The sequence below is a fragment of the Terriglobia bacterium genome, from assembly GCA_020072815.1.
Lineage (GTDB): Bacteria > Acidobacteriota > Terriglobia > Terriglobales > Acidobacteriaceae > Angelobacter.
The window spans coordinates 134,440-150,154 of record JAIQGE010000003.1; the positions used below are offsets into that span (position 1 = coordinate 134,440).

Sequence of the window (15,715 nt, forward strand, 5' to 3'; positions counted from 1 at the left end):
CCGACAAAGACGATAAATATTGTCGGAATTAGACGGGCCGTGATTAACAAGACCTCCGTACTCGCTATGCGAGCTTTGCTGGTAGTCGCCGGGGACGCGCCGGGCAACGTCCTGTCCCCGCGCAGCATTGCCGCCCGCTTGAATGAATCGCCCGCTTATATGGCCAAGGTGCTTCGCCTTCTGGTCAGGGCGGGAATTTTACGGGCGGAGCGCGGGACCAAAGGCGGCGTTTTTCTCAACCGGCCAACTTCAGAAATCTCCATGCTTGAAATTGTTCAAGCTTGCCAGGGCGCGATCGTCGGCGGCTATTGCCAGCCAGTCCTCAACCTCCAGAGCACTTGCGCTTTTCACCGCGCGACGCTGGAACTGGAGCACGCCGTCACTCAAGTTCTCTCGCGCTGGAATTTGGCGCATCTGGAAAAAACGCCCGGACCAGTTGGCAGGCTGCCCGGAACGATGCACTGCTTGATCGCCGGTTTTCCTGCGCCGTTGTCACCGAAAACGCGCTCAACGAAAGCCGGCTTAGCGAGAGGAACCGCGAGACCATGACGGATCTCCTGAAGCTGCGCGTTTCCATTCCTTCCGAGCAGTACCAGCAGGATCAGATTTCCTGCCAGGTGGCGTGTCCGGTGCACACCGACGCGCGCGGTTACGTGCGGGCCATTGCACAAGGCCGCTTTGAAGAAGCCTACCTGATCGCCCGAGGTCCCAATCCTTTTGCCTCCATCTGCGGACGAATCTGCGGTGCGCCCTGTGAGACGGCCTGTCGTCGCGGCAAGATTCCGCGCGTAGATGATGACGGCAACTTCGTCGCCAACGACCGTCCTATCGCCATTCGCGCGCTGAAACGTTTTGCCTGCGATCTTTACGGCCCTGAGGCACAAGGCCCCGGCGTCACGCTGCGTAATGTAAAAGCGTTCATTCCTCCAGTGGCCGCCCACGCGGACGAAATGGCCGCGTTGCTGCGCGCCTCTGTGGATGGCCGGGTGAAGCAAGCGGGTGGAGAAAAGATCGCCATTATCGGCGCCGGTCCTGCGGGGCTTTCCGCAGCGCACGATCTGGCCCTGCTCGGTTTCAAACCCGTGGTGTTTGAGTCTGAGCCGGTCCCCGCCGGCATGCTGGCGGTGGGCGTGCCTGCGTATCGCCTGCCGCGCGACATTATCGCCAAAGAAGTTGCGGTGATCCAGGCACTGGGCGTTGAGATTCGTTGCGGCGTTTCCATCGGCAAGGACGTGAGCTTCGCCGAGTTGCGCCGGGATTTCAGCGCCGTGTTGATCGCCGTGGGCGCAAAGTCCTCTCGCGACCTGGGACTGCCCGGCGAACGCGGGCCGCGCGTCTACGGCGGCGTGGATTTGCTGCGAGCCGTTTCCTTGGGCGAACCCATTGATATCGGCCGTGAAGTGGTGGTGGTTGGCGGCGGCAACGTGGCTTATGACGTGGCCCGCACCGTGGTCCGGCAAATTGCCTATGACACGGCCCGCACCGCGGCCCGTCTGCCTGGCATGAGCAAAGTCTGGCTGGTCTCACTGGAGAGCCTGGAAGAAATGCCCGCGGACACCGTGGAGATCCGCGAAGGTGATGAAGAAGGTGTGCAGCGGCTGAACGGCTGGGGGCCGCTGGAAATCCAGCGCCGCGATGATGGCTCCGTTTCCGGCGTGCTCTTCCGCAAGTGCACCCGCGTGTATGACGAGAATCGCCGCTTCGCCCCAACGTATGACGACACCATGACCCGCCCGGTGCCGTGTGACACCGTGCTGCTCGCCGTCGGACAGAGCACGGCCCTCAAATTCCTGGAAGACGGCGGCAAGGACGTTGAGATGATGCGTCCCGGCTGGCCCAAGGTGGACGCGCAAACACTGCGCACCACGGCCGACAACGTGTTCGTCGCAGGCGACCTGGCGCACGGTACGCGGCTGTTGATTGATGCCGTGGCTTCCGGCAAAGCCGCGGCGCGTTCCATTTACGAGTCGCTTACCGGCAACAAGTTGCAGTTTGAGGCCGTGGCCTCCCATCGCGTGCTTGAACTCTATCGCCGTGAACGCGGCTACGAAAACATTCGCCGCCAAGCGATTCCCACCACGGAGCCGGAAGACCGGCTGAAGCACCCGGCGGTCTGTGTGGAGAGCGGCTACACGCAGGAACTGGCCATGCGCGAAGCTTCGCGCTGCCTGGATTGCGGCGTGGCGCCCATCTTTGACGGCACGCGCTGCGTGCTCTGCGGCGGCTGTGCCGACGTTTGTCCCACGCAGTGCCTGAAGCTGGTGAGCCTGGGCGACCTGTTCGGCGACGACGCGTTTGCCCGGGAGATCGGCGTCGCGCTCGGCGAAGACGCTGATCTCGCCGCCAACTCAGCCATTTTGAAAGATGAAGACCGCTGTATCCGCTGCGGGCTCTGCGCCCTGCGCTGCCCGGTGGATGCCATCACCATGGAACGCGTCATGTTCCGCACGGATTGGAGGACCAATGAGCGAGACACAGAAGACCGGGCGCTCGCGGCTCGATCCTGAGCCGGTGAGCCGTCGCGATGTGTTGGGACTCATGTCCCTGTGGGCTGCAGGGTCGGCCCTGCTGTTCGGGCTCGTTGGGATGTTGCGCCTGCCCAAGGCCGCTGTCCTGTCGTCTCCATCCAAACGTTTTCGCGTGACGCTGCCGGCGACCTTGGCGGCGGGCGAAGCCTTCACTCCTCCGGGCCGCAACGTGGCCGTGTATCGCGACGAACAAGGCGTGTACGCAATCTCCCGCGTGTGCACGCATCTGGGTTGCATCGTCAAGCCAACGGAAGAAGGTTTTGAGTGCCCCTGCCACGGCTCGCGTTATGACCATGACGGCACCGTGACCAAGGGTCCGGCGCCGCGCGCGCTGCCCTGGCTGGAAGTGAAAGAACAGGCCGGCACGCTCTACGTGGATGAGGGCAGCAACGTGGCTTCCGGCACGAGGTTGAAGGTATGAGCGCCCCGGACCGCAATTCCGCTCTGCAGGTCTTCTGGCAGAACCTGAAGGCGACGCCGCGGCACTTCATGGAAACGGCGTTTCGCGGTGGCGCTCCCAAGACCGACCGCACGCGTTCCACGTTTGTCTTTGGCAACGTGTTCTTCCATCTTCATTCCGTGCGCACGCATCGCTGGAGTTTGCGTTGGGCAACGACTTGGGGACTGGGAATGGCGACGTTTGCGGCCTTTGTCATCACGCTGGTCACCGGCATCCTGCTGATGTTTTATTACAAGCCTTTCCCTGACGTTGCCTATCAATCCATCAAGGACATTCATTTCGTGGTCCCCACCGGCCGCTTCATGCGCAACATCCATCGCTGGGCGGGAAACGTGATGGTAGTGACGGTGATCCTGCACATGGCGCGCGCGTTCTATACCGCGGCCTACCGCAAGCCGCGCGAGTTCAACTGGCTCATGGGAATGGCGCTGCTGGTGGTCACGCTCGGCCTTTCTTTCACCGGCTACTTGCTGCCCTGGGACCAGTTAGCGTACTGGGCTATTACCATTGGCGCCAACATTGCAGCGTCACCCCAGGAGGTAACAAATGCGCTGGGGATCACGCAGCATTTTGATCCCGGGGGATTGCAGCGGCTCATTCTACTGGGATCGGACACCGTTGGCCCGGAAGCGCTGATCCGCTTCTACCTGCTGCACGTGATGATCCTGCCGCTGGTGCTGGCGTTGATCGTCGCCGTTCATTTCTGGCGTATCCGCAAAGATGGCGGGTTGGCCAGGCCTGTTGACGCTGACCAGCGCGTGGGGCCCATCACCGGAACCTATCCGGTGTTCACCGAGCAGCCCAAGAAGACGTATCAGTTGGCGGCCATCGTGCGCGGGAAGACTGCGGCAGTGGGTAAAGGGCCGGAAGCCACCGTGCCTTCCATGCCGCATCTTTTTTACGGCGAACTTGCCGTCTTGATGTTGACCACGCTGATCTGCGTGGCGCTGGCACTGCTTTCCGACGCGCCGCTGAAAGAGCTGGCCAATCCCATGGTGCCGGAGAACCCGGCCAAAGCGCCCTGGTATTTCCTGGGACTGCAGGAGTTAGTTTCCTTCTCGGCGTTCATGGGCGGGATCGGAATTCCCACCATCGTGCTGCTTGGCCTGGGATTGATCCCGTATCTCGACCGCGAAACCGAAGGCACCGGCGAATGGTTCGGCGGGCCGGGAGGCAAGAAGCTCGCCATGCGGTCGCTGCTGGTCGGCTTTGGCGCGTCGCTGGCGATTGAATCGTTCGTCATCCACTTTGGCTGGCTGCGGGAGTGGTTCCCGCACATTCCGCAACTGGTCATCACTGCCATCAACCCTGGCACGCTCCTCACGCTGGCTTACGGCGCGTACTCGGTGTGGTGTGTGAAGAAATACAGCTCAACCCGCGCAGGCGCCATGGCTCTTTTCACGTGCTTCCTGTGCGGCTTCATCGTTCTCACCGTCATCGGGACGTATTTCCGCGGACCGAACTGGGTCTTTTACTGGTCGCCGTCCCAATGGCCCGGACACTAATTTATGAGTAAGAACAAATATCTGTTGCTCATTTCAAGCCTTGGCGTGCTGACGCTGCTGGTTGGCGCGGCGGTGCAGGAAAACTTTCTGCGCGAGTGGCGTCAGATTCAGACGCAGGGCCGCAACGAGGAAGGGCCCATCGCCGTGCAGCTTCGGCAGGTCGTGAACACGGGGCTCAAGACCAACGACCGCTGCGTCTCCTGCCACGTGACCATGGCGCCGGGCGAATCGACGACGACCGGAGCAAAAGTCCTGTCACCCCACAAGCCTGTTGTGCACGATCCTTCCGAGTGGGGCTGCACGGTCTGTCACGCCGGACAAGGCCAGGCCACCGACAAAGCCGACGCTCACGGCGATGTCCCCTTCTGGCCGGACCCCATGATTGAGCCGCGCTTCAGCCAGGCCGGTTGCGGCACATGCCATGCGCCGCTCGGCGTGCCCGAGCAAGAGCGCTACGCGGAAGCTCGCAATGCCTTTGCCCGCCTGGATTGCTTTGCCTGCCACAAGGTGGACGGGCGCGGCGGCATGATTCGTCCCGACGGCGGCGGTATGGAAGGCCCCGAGCTTTCTCGAGCCGGCATCAACGGCTATGACGCCGGCTGGTATGAAAAGCACGTTGCCAAACATCAGCAGGCCCAGCAGGGACCGTGGCGCAACTCGTTCGCGTCTGTGAACGATGCCGATCGCGAGTTACTCAAAGACTATCTGGCCACGCTGATGGCCGCTCCCAAGCTGGTGGAAGCCAAGGCGGTGTTCAACTCCACCGGCTGCATGGGCTGCCACAAAGTCAGCGGCGTGGGCGGTGACGAAGGCATTGATCTTTCACACGAAGGCGAAAAAGATCCCGGACAAATCAACTTTGCCCACATGGCCGGCAAGCACAGCGTTGAAAACTGGATGGCCGAGCACTTCCGCTCGCCGGTGTCCGTCGTGGTCGGCTCGCAGATGCCGTCGCTTGCGCTTTCTGATCGCGATGTTGACCTGCTCAGCATGTACATGCGGTCGCTGCGGCGCAAAGACCTTCCTGCAAGTTACGTCCCCAAAGACCGTGTACGCGCCGTGCGTTTTGGCGAACGCGAATTCGCCGCCGACGGCGCCACCCTCTTTGGCACATTCTGCACCGGTTGCCACGGCGGAGGCGGTGTGGGCCAGCGCTCACCGGGCATGCCTTCGTTCCCGGCCATCGCCAGCGCGGATTTTCTCTCGCGCGTTTCCGACGACTTCCTTACGGAAACCATCACCCGCGGGCGTCCCGGACGCCGCATGCCGGCCTGGGGCGAACTCACCGGCGGACTGAAGCCGGAAGAAATCAAGAAAGTAGTTGCCTATGTGCGCCAGCTCGGTCCGGCCTACCAGCCGGATGGCGAACCTCCGCGTTGGATCAAAGCCGATGCCGAGCAAGGCAAGAAACTATTTGCCTCCATCTGTTCCGGTTGCCACGGCGCAAAGGGCCAGGGCAACGAAGGACCGGCGCTGAACAACCAGGTGCTGCTGGCCACGGCCACGGACAGCTACTTCGTACAGACCATCGGACAGGGCCGCCGCGGAACGGACATGCTGGGGTTCCTGGAGCCGCATCCCGCGCGGCCCACGCTCAGCCCGGGGGAGATCGAAAACATTATTGCTTTTCTGCGCACGTGGGAGAGGGGGAAGAAATGAAACGAGATCTTGGACGCCGCGAATTCCTGCAGATGCTCAGCGCCACCGGACTGACGGCGCTGGTCGGCTCCACGGCGGAGACCTGGGGACTGGACGCGATCAGCAATCCGCTGGCCAGCTATCCCGACCGCGGATGGGAACGGGCTTACCGTGATCTGTGGAAATATGACTCCAAGTACACCTTCCTCTGCGCTCCCAATGACACGCATAACTGCATGATCAATGCCTACGTGCGCCAGGGCGTGATCACCCGACTGGGCCCCACCATGAAATACGGCGAAGCCACGGACCTCAACGGCAATAAGGCCACGCATCGCTGGGACCCGCGCATCTGCCAAAAAGGCCTGGCCCTCACCCGGCGCTTTTACGGTGACCGCCGCGTCAACGGCTGCATGGTGCGCGAAGGTTTCAAGAAGTGGGTGGAGAAAGGCTTCCCGCGGCAGAGCAACGGTCTTCCTGAGCGCGAATATTTCAATCGCGCGCGCGACCAGTGGGTCCGCGTGACGCACGATGACGGCGCCAGGATCGTGGCATCCGTGCTCAAGAACATTGCTGAGACTTACACCGGCGAAGAGGGCAAGCGGCGTCTGACTGAACAACATTATGACCCCGCCACAATTGAGGCCACCAAGGGCATAGGCACGCAGGTGCTGAAATTCCGCGGCGGCATGCCGTTGCTGGGCATCACGCGGGTCTTCGGCATGTATCGCATGGCCAACAGCATGGCGCTGCTGGATAGCCACATCCGCAAGGTCGGTCCGGACCAGGCCAAGGGCGCGCGCGGATTCGACAACTACTCATGGCACACCGATCTGCCTCCGGGCCATCCCATGGTCACCGGCCAGCAGACGGTGGAGTTCGACCTGAGCGCCGCCGAGCACTGCAAAACTTTGGTGGTCTGGGGCATGAACTGGATCACCACCAAGATGCCGGACAGCCACTGGCTCACCGAAGCACGGCTCAAAGGCACGCGGGTAGTCGTGATCGCGTGCGAGTACTCGGCTACAGCGACCAAAGCTGATGACGTGGTCGTCGTTCGTCCGGGCACAACGCCCGCGCTGGCGCTTGGTTTCTGCAACGTGATCCTGCGCGAAAAACTCTTCGACGTTGAATACATGAAGCACTGGACGGATCTGCCCATGCTCGTCCGCATGGATACGCTGCAGAACCTGCGCGCCAAAGACGTTTTCCCCAATGACCAACTGGCGGATTTGAAATCCACCAAGATCCTGAAGAAGGGTGACAAAGAGCCTCCCGCGTTGCAGCACGTGGAACAGATCGTCGGCGAAGAACTGCGGGCCGCCTGGGGCGACTACGTTTGGTGGGACCGTAAGACCAACGCTCCTAAAAAGCTGACGCGGGACATGGTGGGTAAGTTCTCCAACGTGGCCGATCCGCTGCTCGAAGGCTCAATCGAAGTCACGCTGGTTGACGGCAAGAAAGTCCGTTGCCGTCCGGCGTTCGATCTGATCCAGGAGTACGTGGCCCACTTTGACCCCAAGACCGTGGAAGAGATGACCTGGGCGCCGGCCGCGGCCATTGAGTCCGTGGCGCGGCACATTGCGAAAGAGCCGGGGACCACGCTATTTGCTATTGGCATGGGGCCCAACCAGTTCTTCAACAGTGACAACAAAGACCGTGACACCATGCTGCTGGCCGCGCTCACCGGCAACGTGGGCAAGATCGGCGGCAACATCGGCTCGTACGCCGGCAACTACCGCACGGCGCTGTTCAACGGCTCGCCGCAGTACATCAACGAGAACCCGTTCGATATAGAACTGGACCCAAGCAAGCCGTCGCGGCCCAAGGCGTATTGGGTGGGCGAGTCAGCCCACTATTACAACCATGAAGACCATCCGTTGCGCGTCGGCAAGCGGCTGCTCACGGGAAAGTCCCATATGCCGTGCCCGACCAAGTCCCTTTGGTTCGCCAACGCCAATTCCATCCTGGGCAATGTGAAGTGGCACTTCAACACCGTGATCAATCAGTTGCCGAAGATGGAGATGATTGCCGTCAACGAGTGGTGGTGGACGGCCTCCTGCGAATGGGCGGATGTGGTTTTTGGCGTAGACAGTTGGGCCGAACTGAAGCATCCGGACATGACCGCTTCCGTCACCAACCCGTTCTTGCAGGTCTTTCCCCGCACGCCCATCAAACGCGTCTTCAACACTATCGGTGATATTGACGTGTATGCGCTGGTGGCCTCCAAGTTTGCCGAACTCACCGGCGACCAGCGCTTCAACGACATGTGGAAGTTCGTGCGCGAAGGCCGCACCGACGTCTACCTGCAGCGCATCCTGGACAACTCCACCAACACCAAAGGCTACAAGTTCGCGGACATTGAAGCCAAAGCCAAGGAAGGCATCCCCGCAATCCTCAACAGCCGCACCACCCCCAAGGCTGTAGGCTACGAACAGGTGGCCGATTCCAAACCCTGGTACACCAAGAGCGGGCGGCTGGAGTTCTACCGCGAAGAGCCGGAGTTCATTGAAGCCGGAGAAAATCTGCCGGTGCATCGCGAACCCATTGATTCCACTTTCTACGAACCCAACGTGATCATCGCGCCCAAGCATGAGGCGCTGCGGCCGGCCTCGCCGGAGAGCTACGGCGTCTCCCGCGACGATCTCACCTGCGAGGTCCGCTGCGGACGCAACGTGGTCCTGACCTGGGCGGAAGCCAAGCAGACGCAGCACCCGCGCATGAAAGAAGGCTACAAGTTTATCTTCCACACGCCCAAGTACCGCCACGGCGCGCACACCACGCCGGTGGACGTGGACATGATCGCGCTGCTGTTCGGTCCGTTCGGCGATCTCTATCGCCACGACCGCCGCATGCCGTACGTCAACGAAGGCTACGTGGATATCAACCCCAGCGACGCCAAGGACCTGGAGATTGAAGACGGCGACTACGTGTACATCGATCCCGACCCGGAAGACCGTCCCTTCCGCGGATGGCAGAAAGACAAGAAGAACATGGAGTTTGCGCGCCTGCTGTGCCGCGCCCGCTACTATCCGGGGACGCCGCGCGGCGTCACGCGCATGTGGCACAACGTGTACACGGCCACGCCAGGCTCAGTGGAAGGCCACAAGACCCGCAAAGACGGACTGGCCAAGAACCCGCGCACCAACTATCAGGCCATGTTCCGCAGCGGCTCGCAACAATCAGCCACGCGCGGCTGGCTCAAGCCCACGTGGATGACCGATTCGCTCACGCGCAAGAACATGTTCGGCCAGAGCATTGACAAAGGTTTTCTGCAAGACGTTCACTGCCCCACGGGCGCGCCGCGTGAAGCCGTGGTCAAAATCACCAAGGCTGAGCCGGGCGGCATTGAAGGTCAAGGTTTGTGGCGTCCGGCGGCGCTGGGCATCCGGCCGAGCTACGAGTCGGCGGAGATGCGCAAGTATCTGGCAGGCGAATTCTATCTGGGACGGAAGGAGAAATAGGCCATGGCACGCGTTTATAACTGGCAAATCGGCAGGGAGATGTCGTACTGGTATCCGGAGAGCCGTCCGAAGAAGCAGTTTGCGGCCGTCTTTGACACCAACAAATGCATTGCGTGCCAAACCTGCACGCTGGCTTGCAAGACCACGTGGACCTCCGGCAAAGGCCAGGAATACATGCTGTGGAACAACGTGGAGACCAAGCCCTACGGCAGCTATCCGCTGGCTTACGACGTGAAGTTGCTCAACATGATTGAAGCCGGCAAGTGGAGCGGCAAGTCCTATGAAGGACAAACCATCTTTGAGTCTGCGCCCGCAGGCGAGCGGGTGATGGGCTGGCGGCCAGAGCAAGTGGACTATTCCTATCCCAACACCGGCGAAGACGATTGTGCCGGACAGGTGGACCACGGCGCACTCATGCAGTTGCCGCACATGAATTGGTTCTTTTACCTGGCGCGCATCTGCAACCACTGCACGTATCCGGCTTGTCTGGCGTCCTGTCCGCGCGGTTCGATTTACAAGCGGCAGGAAGACGGCATTGTGCTGGTGGACCAGGGACGTTGCCGCGGCTACCAGGAGTGCGTGCGCGGATGTCCTTATAAGAAAGTCTTCTTCAACCCCCTGACCGGCACGTCAGAAAAGTGCATTGCATGCTTCCCCAAGATTGAGCAGGGGCTGCAGCCGCAGTGCTTTGTCAACTGCATCGGCAAAATCCGCATGGCCGGCTTCATCAACCCCCCGGAGAGAGCCCGCGCCGACAACCCGATTGACTACCTCGTCCACATAAAGAAGATAGCGTTGCCGCTCTTCCCGCAATACGGATTGGAGCCCAACGTCTATTACATCCCGCCGATCCATGTGCCTGCGTCGTTCAACCGGCAGCTGTTCGGCCCCGGCGCGGACGCCGCAGTGGAAGCGTACAAAAACGCCCGGAAAGACATGGACCTGGCCGGGCTGCTCTGCCTGTTCGGCTGCACCGAATCGCTCATGACGCGCTTCAAGCGGTCAGGCGACGTGATCGTGGGCGCCGACGACAGCGGCACGCAGCTTGTCCGCGTGCCTATCACCGAACCGGTGCACGTGCGGCCGTCATTTGATCCCGTGCAGAAGCTGGTGCGCATCAACTGCCCGTAAAGAGGAGGACTTGAAATGCGACAACTGAAACTCATCGTCTTACCCGCGTTGCTGGTCCTGATATTTTCGGCCGGATGCAAGAAGGCGCCAGTGCAGGCGACGGAGGTGATTGCTGTCCCCGCAGCGCAATTGCCTTCAAGCCCAACCGACGCAGCCTGGGACGCAGCGCCCGAGTATCTGGCCAAGCTCATCGCGCAAGATCTTGTGGAACCACGCTTGGCGCAGGCTTCCACTCCTGAAGTGCGCGTGCAAGCCATGACCAACGGCACGGACATCGCTTTCCGCCTGCGCTGGGTTGACCCTGACCAGAACGATACCGCCAAGCCGGGCGCCTTCGTGGACGCTTGCGCGGTGCAGGTCCCATCCAAGCTGATGCCTAACCCGCCGGCGCCGCAGATGGGCGAATCCGGCGGCGGTGTGCAGATTGTTTACTGGCGCGCCGACTGGCAGGCGTGGGCCAACGGTCGCGAAGACAACATCAAGTCCATTTACCCCAACGCGGAGATCACGCACTACCCATTCCAGGCCGCGTCGCTGCCCAAAGATTCGCCGGAGCAGAAAGAGATGGCCAAGCGCTTCGCGCCGGCGGACGCATCCGGAAACCGTCGCCAGGGACCAAGGCAGTCTCCTGTGGAAAGCCTCTTGGCCGAAGGCCCGGGCACGTTGGCGCCGAATCCGGCAATCGCCGTAAAAGGAACCGGCGTCCGCACACAGGACGGCTGGGAGGTGATGCTGGTGCGTCCGTTGCCGGAGGGATTGGCGCCGAAGAAGAGGACGTCCGTGGCATTCGCCGTGTGGCAAGGATCGAACAAGGAAGCCGGCGCCCGCAAGATGCGCAGCGGATGGGCGCCACTGGCATTACAGGAGAAGAAATAATGTCATCCACCACGACTCTGGACAAACGGGAATTGCAACTGGCGAAAGAAGCTGCCGAGTGGCGCTTGGCATCCATGTTATTTGAATGTCCCAGCGACGCGTGGCGGGCCCAAATTACTGCCCTGGCTACGGAAGTGGGCGATGCTGAGTTGAAATCAGCCACGCACGACGCGCTGGAAGAAGCCGAGGAAGGCCTCTTTCACTACATCTTCGGGCCCGGCGGTCCGGCGCCAGCGCGCGAAGCCAGTTATCACCAGACGGTGGAGCTGGGTTACCTGATGTCAGAGATTCAAGCTTATTACAACGCGTTCGCGTATCAACCTTTGGCCGCGGAACCTCCCGACCATATCTCCGTGGAGACCGGCTTCATTGCCTACCTGAAATTGAAGCAAGCTTATGCGCTGGCCTGCGGAGAAGCGGAACATGCGGCGATCGCGTCTGAAGCAGCGCAAAGCTTCATTAAAGACCATTTGGCGATTCTGGCGAATCCCCTGGCGGGCCATCTGGCTAATTCCGGCATTACCTATTTGGAAAAAGCCAGCGCGTTTGTGGCCAGAAAAGCCGGACCGCTGCCTGTTGTCGCGCCAATTCTTCCCATCCTGCAGAACCAGCAAGAGGAAGAAGAATACTCCTGCGGGAGTTCCCCTTGCGAATAGGTCGCGACCAGCTACCCGCAATATCATACGAGCCGAGTCAAAAAGCCCACCAAATGGCGCTGCGGCACGGTCTAGCAGGGAGACAGTCTCTTTATTGGACATGCATTGGACATGTGAAAACGTAAGTGACTGGATGCAAAAAGGAAATTTGGGGTGGGTAGTGGGGGTCGAACCCACGACATCCAGAGCCACAGTCTGGCGTTCTGCCACTGAACTATACCCACCGTCTGGTAGAAGTCTATTTTACACGATTCTCGCGCCGCACCTCTGATCCCGGCTTTCGGTCGAGTGGTCCAACGCCGGAGGCACGAAATGAGTTAGCTCAGGCCAGACCGGGCCTGGGAGATCATGAAGGAATGATCGGAAATCCAGCGTTTTGGCCCGGGATGCGCGGCAGCGCGCCCCGCAGAGGCGGTACACCAAACCGAGCCTAATTCGAGCAAGCTCCAGGCCCGCGCGGGTCGCCGCACGTGCCGCAAGGGCCGGCGCTGCTGCTGGCTTGCTGGGACTTTTCGCCCGTCACCGCAAATGTTGACAGCTGCTGCTTCAAACGCTTGCTCCCACACTTGGGGCACGCGGCTTTTTGCTGACCCAGAACAATGGCTTCAAACTCGTGGTCGCATTCCCGGCAGACGTATTCAAAAATGGGCATACCCGCCAGCCTCAGCTAAAATCTTGATAGCGTCCTTATTATAGGATGAAGAAACCGTAATTCGGCCCATGCAGATCGGTTCAATGGAAGACAAAAGCATCTTCGCGCAAGAACAGTTCGTGCCCCGCAGGTTCCTGAGCAATCGCCACGTGCAGACGCTGGCAGGCAACTTCCTGCCGCGTAAAAGCGTTCTGCCCGATCCGCAAGACCTGTTCGTCCAGGTGGCCGACGGAGCGCGCGTGCTTTGCCACTGCCACTGGCAGGCGTCGCCAGCGGAGCACGGCACCATCCTCATCGTTCACGGACTGGAAGGCTCCAGCGAATCGCAATACGTGATTGGCACGGGGTCCAAGGCCTGGGCCGCGGGGATGAACGTTGTCCGCATGAACATGCGCAACTGCGGAGGCACTGACCATCTCACGCCCACCCTCTACCACTCCGGACTTTCCGCCGACGTTGCCGCGGTTCTCCGTGCGGTGCGCGACGAGAAACGCTTGCAGAAGATTTTTGTTGCCGGCTATTCCATGGGAGGCAATCTGGTTTTGAAGATGGCCGGCGAGTGGGGAAGTGATGCCCCCGCGGAACTCCAAGCCGTGGCTGCGGTCTCGCCCGCTGCCGATCTTGCCGCTTCTGCCGACGCCATGCACGTGGGCGCCAACAAAATGTACGAATGGAAATTTCTGGTTGGACTGATGCGCCGATACAAACGCAAAGCGGCGTTGTTCCCCGATATATACAAAAAAGCTCCGCGATGGCCCGCCAGCATTCGCGAATTTGATGACGTGATCACTGCCCGGTATTGCGGCTTTACCGGAGCGCAGGATTATTACCATCGCGCCGCCGCGGCCCGCGTCGTGGACAAGATCGCCGTGCCTACTCTGGTCATCAATGCGAATGACGACCCTTTTATCCGCATTACTCCGGAAACCCACGCCAAGCTGGTGACGAATCCGCACATTACTCTGCTGGAGACCGATCACGGCGGTCACTGCGCGTTTCTCGCGCACCCCAACGGAGACGACGGCCGCTGGGCTGAGCGCCAGATCCTTTCCTTCTTCCGCTCGCGTGGGGCGTTTTGAAATGCAAGTTGACTACTCGATTGAGTTGGGCAAAGACGATCCTGCGCTTGAATTGCCGTGGAGCGCCGAAGACGGCGCGCTGCGCTATTACGATTTGAAGTCCGATCCTGGCCTTGTGTCGCAAGTCCCGGAGACTGACGGATGCCCGGAGTTGGCGGATTTCCTCACCCGCATCAACGCTCCCGCCTTTCCTCTGCAAACCGCCAAGTGCGATGTCTGGCAAACGCGCGACCTTTCCCCTGAAGAACAGGTCTTCAAGGTCGAATGGAAATTCGTTTCCTATGTTGACGTGATTTTCGCTGCGAAAGTCGTCGGCTCAAAAGATCTTGATTCGGCAAAACTGCGCTCTGAAGCTCTTCGCTCTGAAGGCCGGACGGACTCGCGCGTCGCCGAAAATCCGCGCAACGCCGGCGCAGATCGTCCGCTTGGCGCTGCCGACGAAAGCCCGCGAACCTCCGATGCCGGGAATACGGGTTCCGCCGCCGACGAAAACCTGCGTTACTCTTTTGAAGCCCACGAATCTCTTGTCAAAGGCCTGTGTGCTCTGCTGGCGCGCGTTCCGGAAATGCCTGCTTCGGCAGAATTCGTGGTTCGCCGGTGCTACTTCCATACAGCCACTACACTCGAAAAGTCTTGCGCCGGCTTCTGTGTCACAGCGTACGTGTTCGGATTCGGCGAAAGCAGCGCTCAGGCTCGATTGAGATGGGCCATCGCCGTCAAGCTCGTTCAACATGCCTTGGTCCAGTGGGCCAATCTGTGAACGTGCCAGCCTTTGCGTAATGTCAATGTTCAAAATGGCCGTCAGGCTGCGGACATAGCGCCCTCTTGGGCGGCACTGGTGTCGCATCTCACGTGGCAGTACTGCTCACGCTTGCTACGCGAACAATCTTCGTGCTTGGTCAAATCGAACATCGTGCAATGGGCTCGGTGGGTTCTTCAAAATGTCCCCTTTAGCCGGGGGTTCGCCGGCGCAAAAGTCTTCGGGAAGTCGAGACATGAAAGCCGTCCTTGTTATGGCGAGAATGGCGCGGGTAAAAGTTCCTAGTATGCGCCCGAAGACCTGTTGTGCTCGATGCGGCTAGCGGTGAGCTAGAAATGGAAGAGTGCGCCATGGAGAACGCTCGACGAAGAGTGTGATCTTCAAATAGAACGCGTGAAGAAGATCGTGATTCGCAAACAGAGAGTGCGATGATCATTGTGATCAGGTATCGAGCCCATGGAAGAGCGGGACGCCGCACCTCTCTACGCAGTGGTGGAGTAGTCTGGCAAGACCCCGTTCGGTGCGTGTAGGGGCTTTTCCTTCCATGTTGACGCAAACTCCTTCACCAAGGATCCTTCGAATTCTTAAACGAGATCCGTAGTGCTCGGATGTGGGGCCTTCCTTCCATGTGATGAGAACTCCGCCACCCAAGGATCCTTCGAATTCTTAAACGAGATCCGTAGTGCTCAGATGTGGGGCCTTCCTTCCATGTGATGAGAACTCCGCCACCAAGGATCCGCCGAATTCTAAGCTAGGTCCGTCGCACTTTCCACCAAATGCAGTGAATGCAAAACCAAATACATCGTTGCCAGGCCAGATGCGTTGTGCGGGAGTGCTCGTTCGGCGGCTGATCGTTAAGAACCTGGTCGTGATGTCTGCCATTGTGCTGGCAGGCCGTGTGGCATCTTGCGGTGATTGCTCGCGCCCCCATTCTGCGCTCGAGCGTTGGCCCGAGCGTTGACTTGA

At 60.4% G+C, this 15,715-nt stretch carries 12 protein-coding genes and 1 tRNA gene; 11 read left to right on the forward strand and 2 right to left on the reverse strand.

Going from position 1 to position 15,715, the window contains the following annotated elements; all coding sequences use genetic code 11:
• The first annotated feature begins 39 nt into the window (after nucleotides 1-39).
• The 9 genes from LAO20_05795 (at nucleotide 40) to LAO20_05835 (ending at nucleotide 12,258) form a co-directional block, all read left to right on the forward strand.
• Entirely contained in the window at nucleotides 40-549 is a 510-nt protein-coding gene (locus LAO20_05795) for an Rrf2 family transcriptional regulator (protein MBZ5530925.1), read from the forward strand.
• Nucleotides 546-2,507: an FAD-dependent oxidoreductase gene (locus LAO20_05800; protein ID MBZ5530926.1), complete on the forward strand. Its 1,962-nt coding sequence runs from the start codon at nucleotides 546-548 to the stop codon at nucleotides 2,505-2,507. The genes LAO20_05795 and LAO20_05800 overlap by 4 nt, the downstream gene beginning before the upstream one ends.
• The gene (locus tag LAO20_05805) at nucleotides 2,416-2,949 is read left to right on the forward strand and encodes a Rieske 2Fe-2S domain-containing protein (GenBank protein MBZ5530927.1); all 534 of its coding nucleotides are present in this window, start codon (nucleotides 2,416-2,418) and stop codon (nucleotides 2,947-2,949) included. Before LAO20_05800 ends, LAO20_05805 begins: the two co-directional genes overlap by 92 nt.
• 68 nt (nucleotides 2,950-3,017) lie before the next feature.
• Nucleotides 3,018-4,493 carry a cytochrome b N-terminal domain-containing protein gene (locus LAO20_05810; protein ID MBZ5530928.1) on the forward strand — a complete coding sequence of 492 codons (1,476 nt, stop codon included), beginning with the start codon at nucleotides 3,018-3,020 and terminating at the stop codon, nucleotides 4,491-4,493.
• 3 nt (nucleotides 4,494-4,496) lie between these two features.
• Nucleotides 4,497-6,152: a c-type cytochrome gene (locus LAO20_05815; GenBank protein MBZ5530929.1), complete on the forward strand. Its 1,656-nt coding sequence runs from the start codon at nucleotides 4,497-4,499 to the stop codon at nucleotides 6,150-6,152.
• Nucleotides 6,149-9,595, forward strand: coding sequence for a molybdopterin-dependent oxidoreductase (locus tag LAO20_05820; protein ID MBZ5530930.1), 3,447 nt, complete (start codon nucleotides 6,149-6,151; stop codon nucleotides 9,593-9,595). Before LAO20_05815 ends, LAO20_05820 begins: the two co-directional genes overlap by 4 nt.
• Before the next feature lie 3 nt (nucleotides 9,596-9,598).
• Nucleotides 9,599-10,726, forward strand: a complete 1,128-nt coding sequence (locus LAO20_05825; protein MBZ5530931.1) for a dehydrogenase — start codon at nucleotides 9,599-9,601, stop codon at nucleotides 10,724-10,726.
• A gap of 15 nt (nucleotides 10,727-10,741) precedes the next feature.
• On the forward strand, nucleotides 10,742-11,602 hold the full coding sequence (locus tag LAO20_05830) for a hypothetical protein (GenBank protein ID MBZ5530932.1): 861 nt from the start codon (nucleotides 10,742-10,744) through the stop codon (nucleotides 11,600-11,602).
• Nucleotides 11,602-12,258, forward strand: coding sequence for a molecular chaperone TorD family protein (locus LAO20_05835; GenBank protein MBZ5530933.1), 657 nt, complete (start codon nucleotides 11,602-11,604; stop codon nucleotides 12,256-12,258). Before LAO20_05830 ends, LAO20_05835 begins: the two co-directional genes overlap by 1 nt.
• Nucleotides 12,259-12,407: 149 nt before the next feature.
• Here LAO20_05835 and LAO20_05840 read toward each other — a convergent pair.
• Both LAO20_05840 and LAO20_05845 read right to left on the reverse strand, forming a co-directional pair.
• Nucleotides 12,408-12,482: transfer RNA gene (locus LAO20_05840), tRNA-His, on the reverse strand.
• Between the two features lie 206 nt (nucleotides 12,483-12,688).
• Nucleotides 12,689-12,910 carry a zinc ribbon domain-containing protein gene (locus tag LAO20_05845; GenBank protein ID MBZ5530934.1) on the reverse strand — a complete coding sequence of 74 codons (222 nt, stop codon included), beginning with the start codon at nucleotides 12,908-12,910 and terminating at the stop codon, nucleotides 12,689-12,691.
• Between the two features lie 83 nt (nucleotides 12,911-12,993).
• On the opposite strand from LAO20_05845, the gene LAO20_05850 reads away from it, so the two are divergent.
• Nucleotides 12,994-13,989 (forward strand): alpha/beta fold hydrolase, encoded by a 996-nt coding sequence (locus tag LAO20_05850; GenBank protein MBZ5530935.1) that lies wholly within the window; start codon nucleotides 12,994-12,996, stop codon nucleotides 13,987-13,989.
• A 1-nt stretch (nucleotide 13,990) separates the two neighbouring features.
• Nucleotides 13,991-14,749 (forward strand): hypothetical protein, encoded by a 759-nt coding sequence (locus LAO20_05855; protein MBZ5530936.1) that lies wholly within the window; start codon nucleotides 13,991-13,993, stop codon nucleotides 14,747-14,749.
• Nucleotides 14,750-15,715 lie beyond the last annotated feature (966 nt).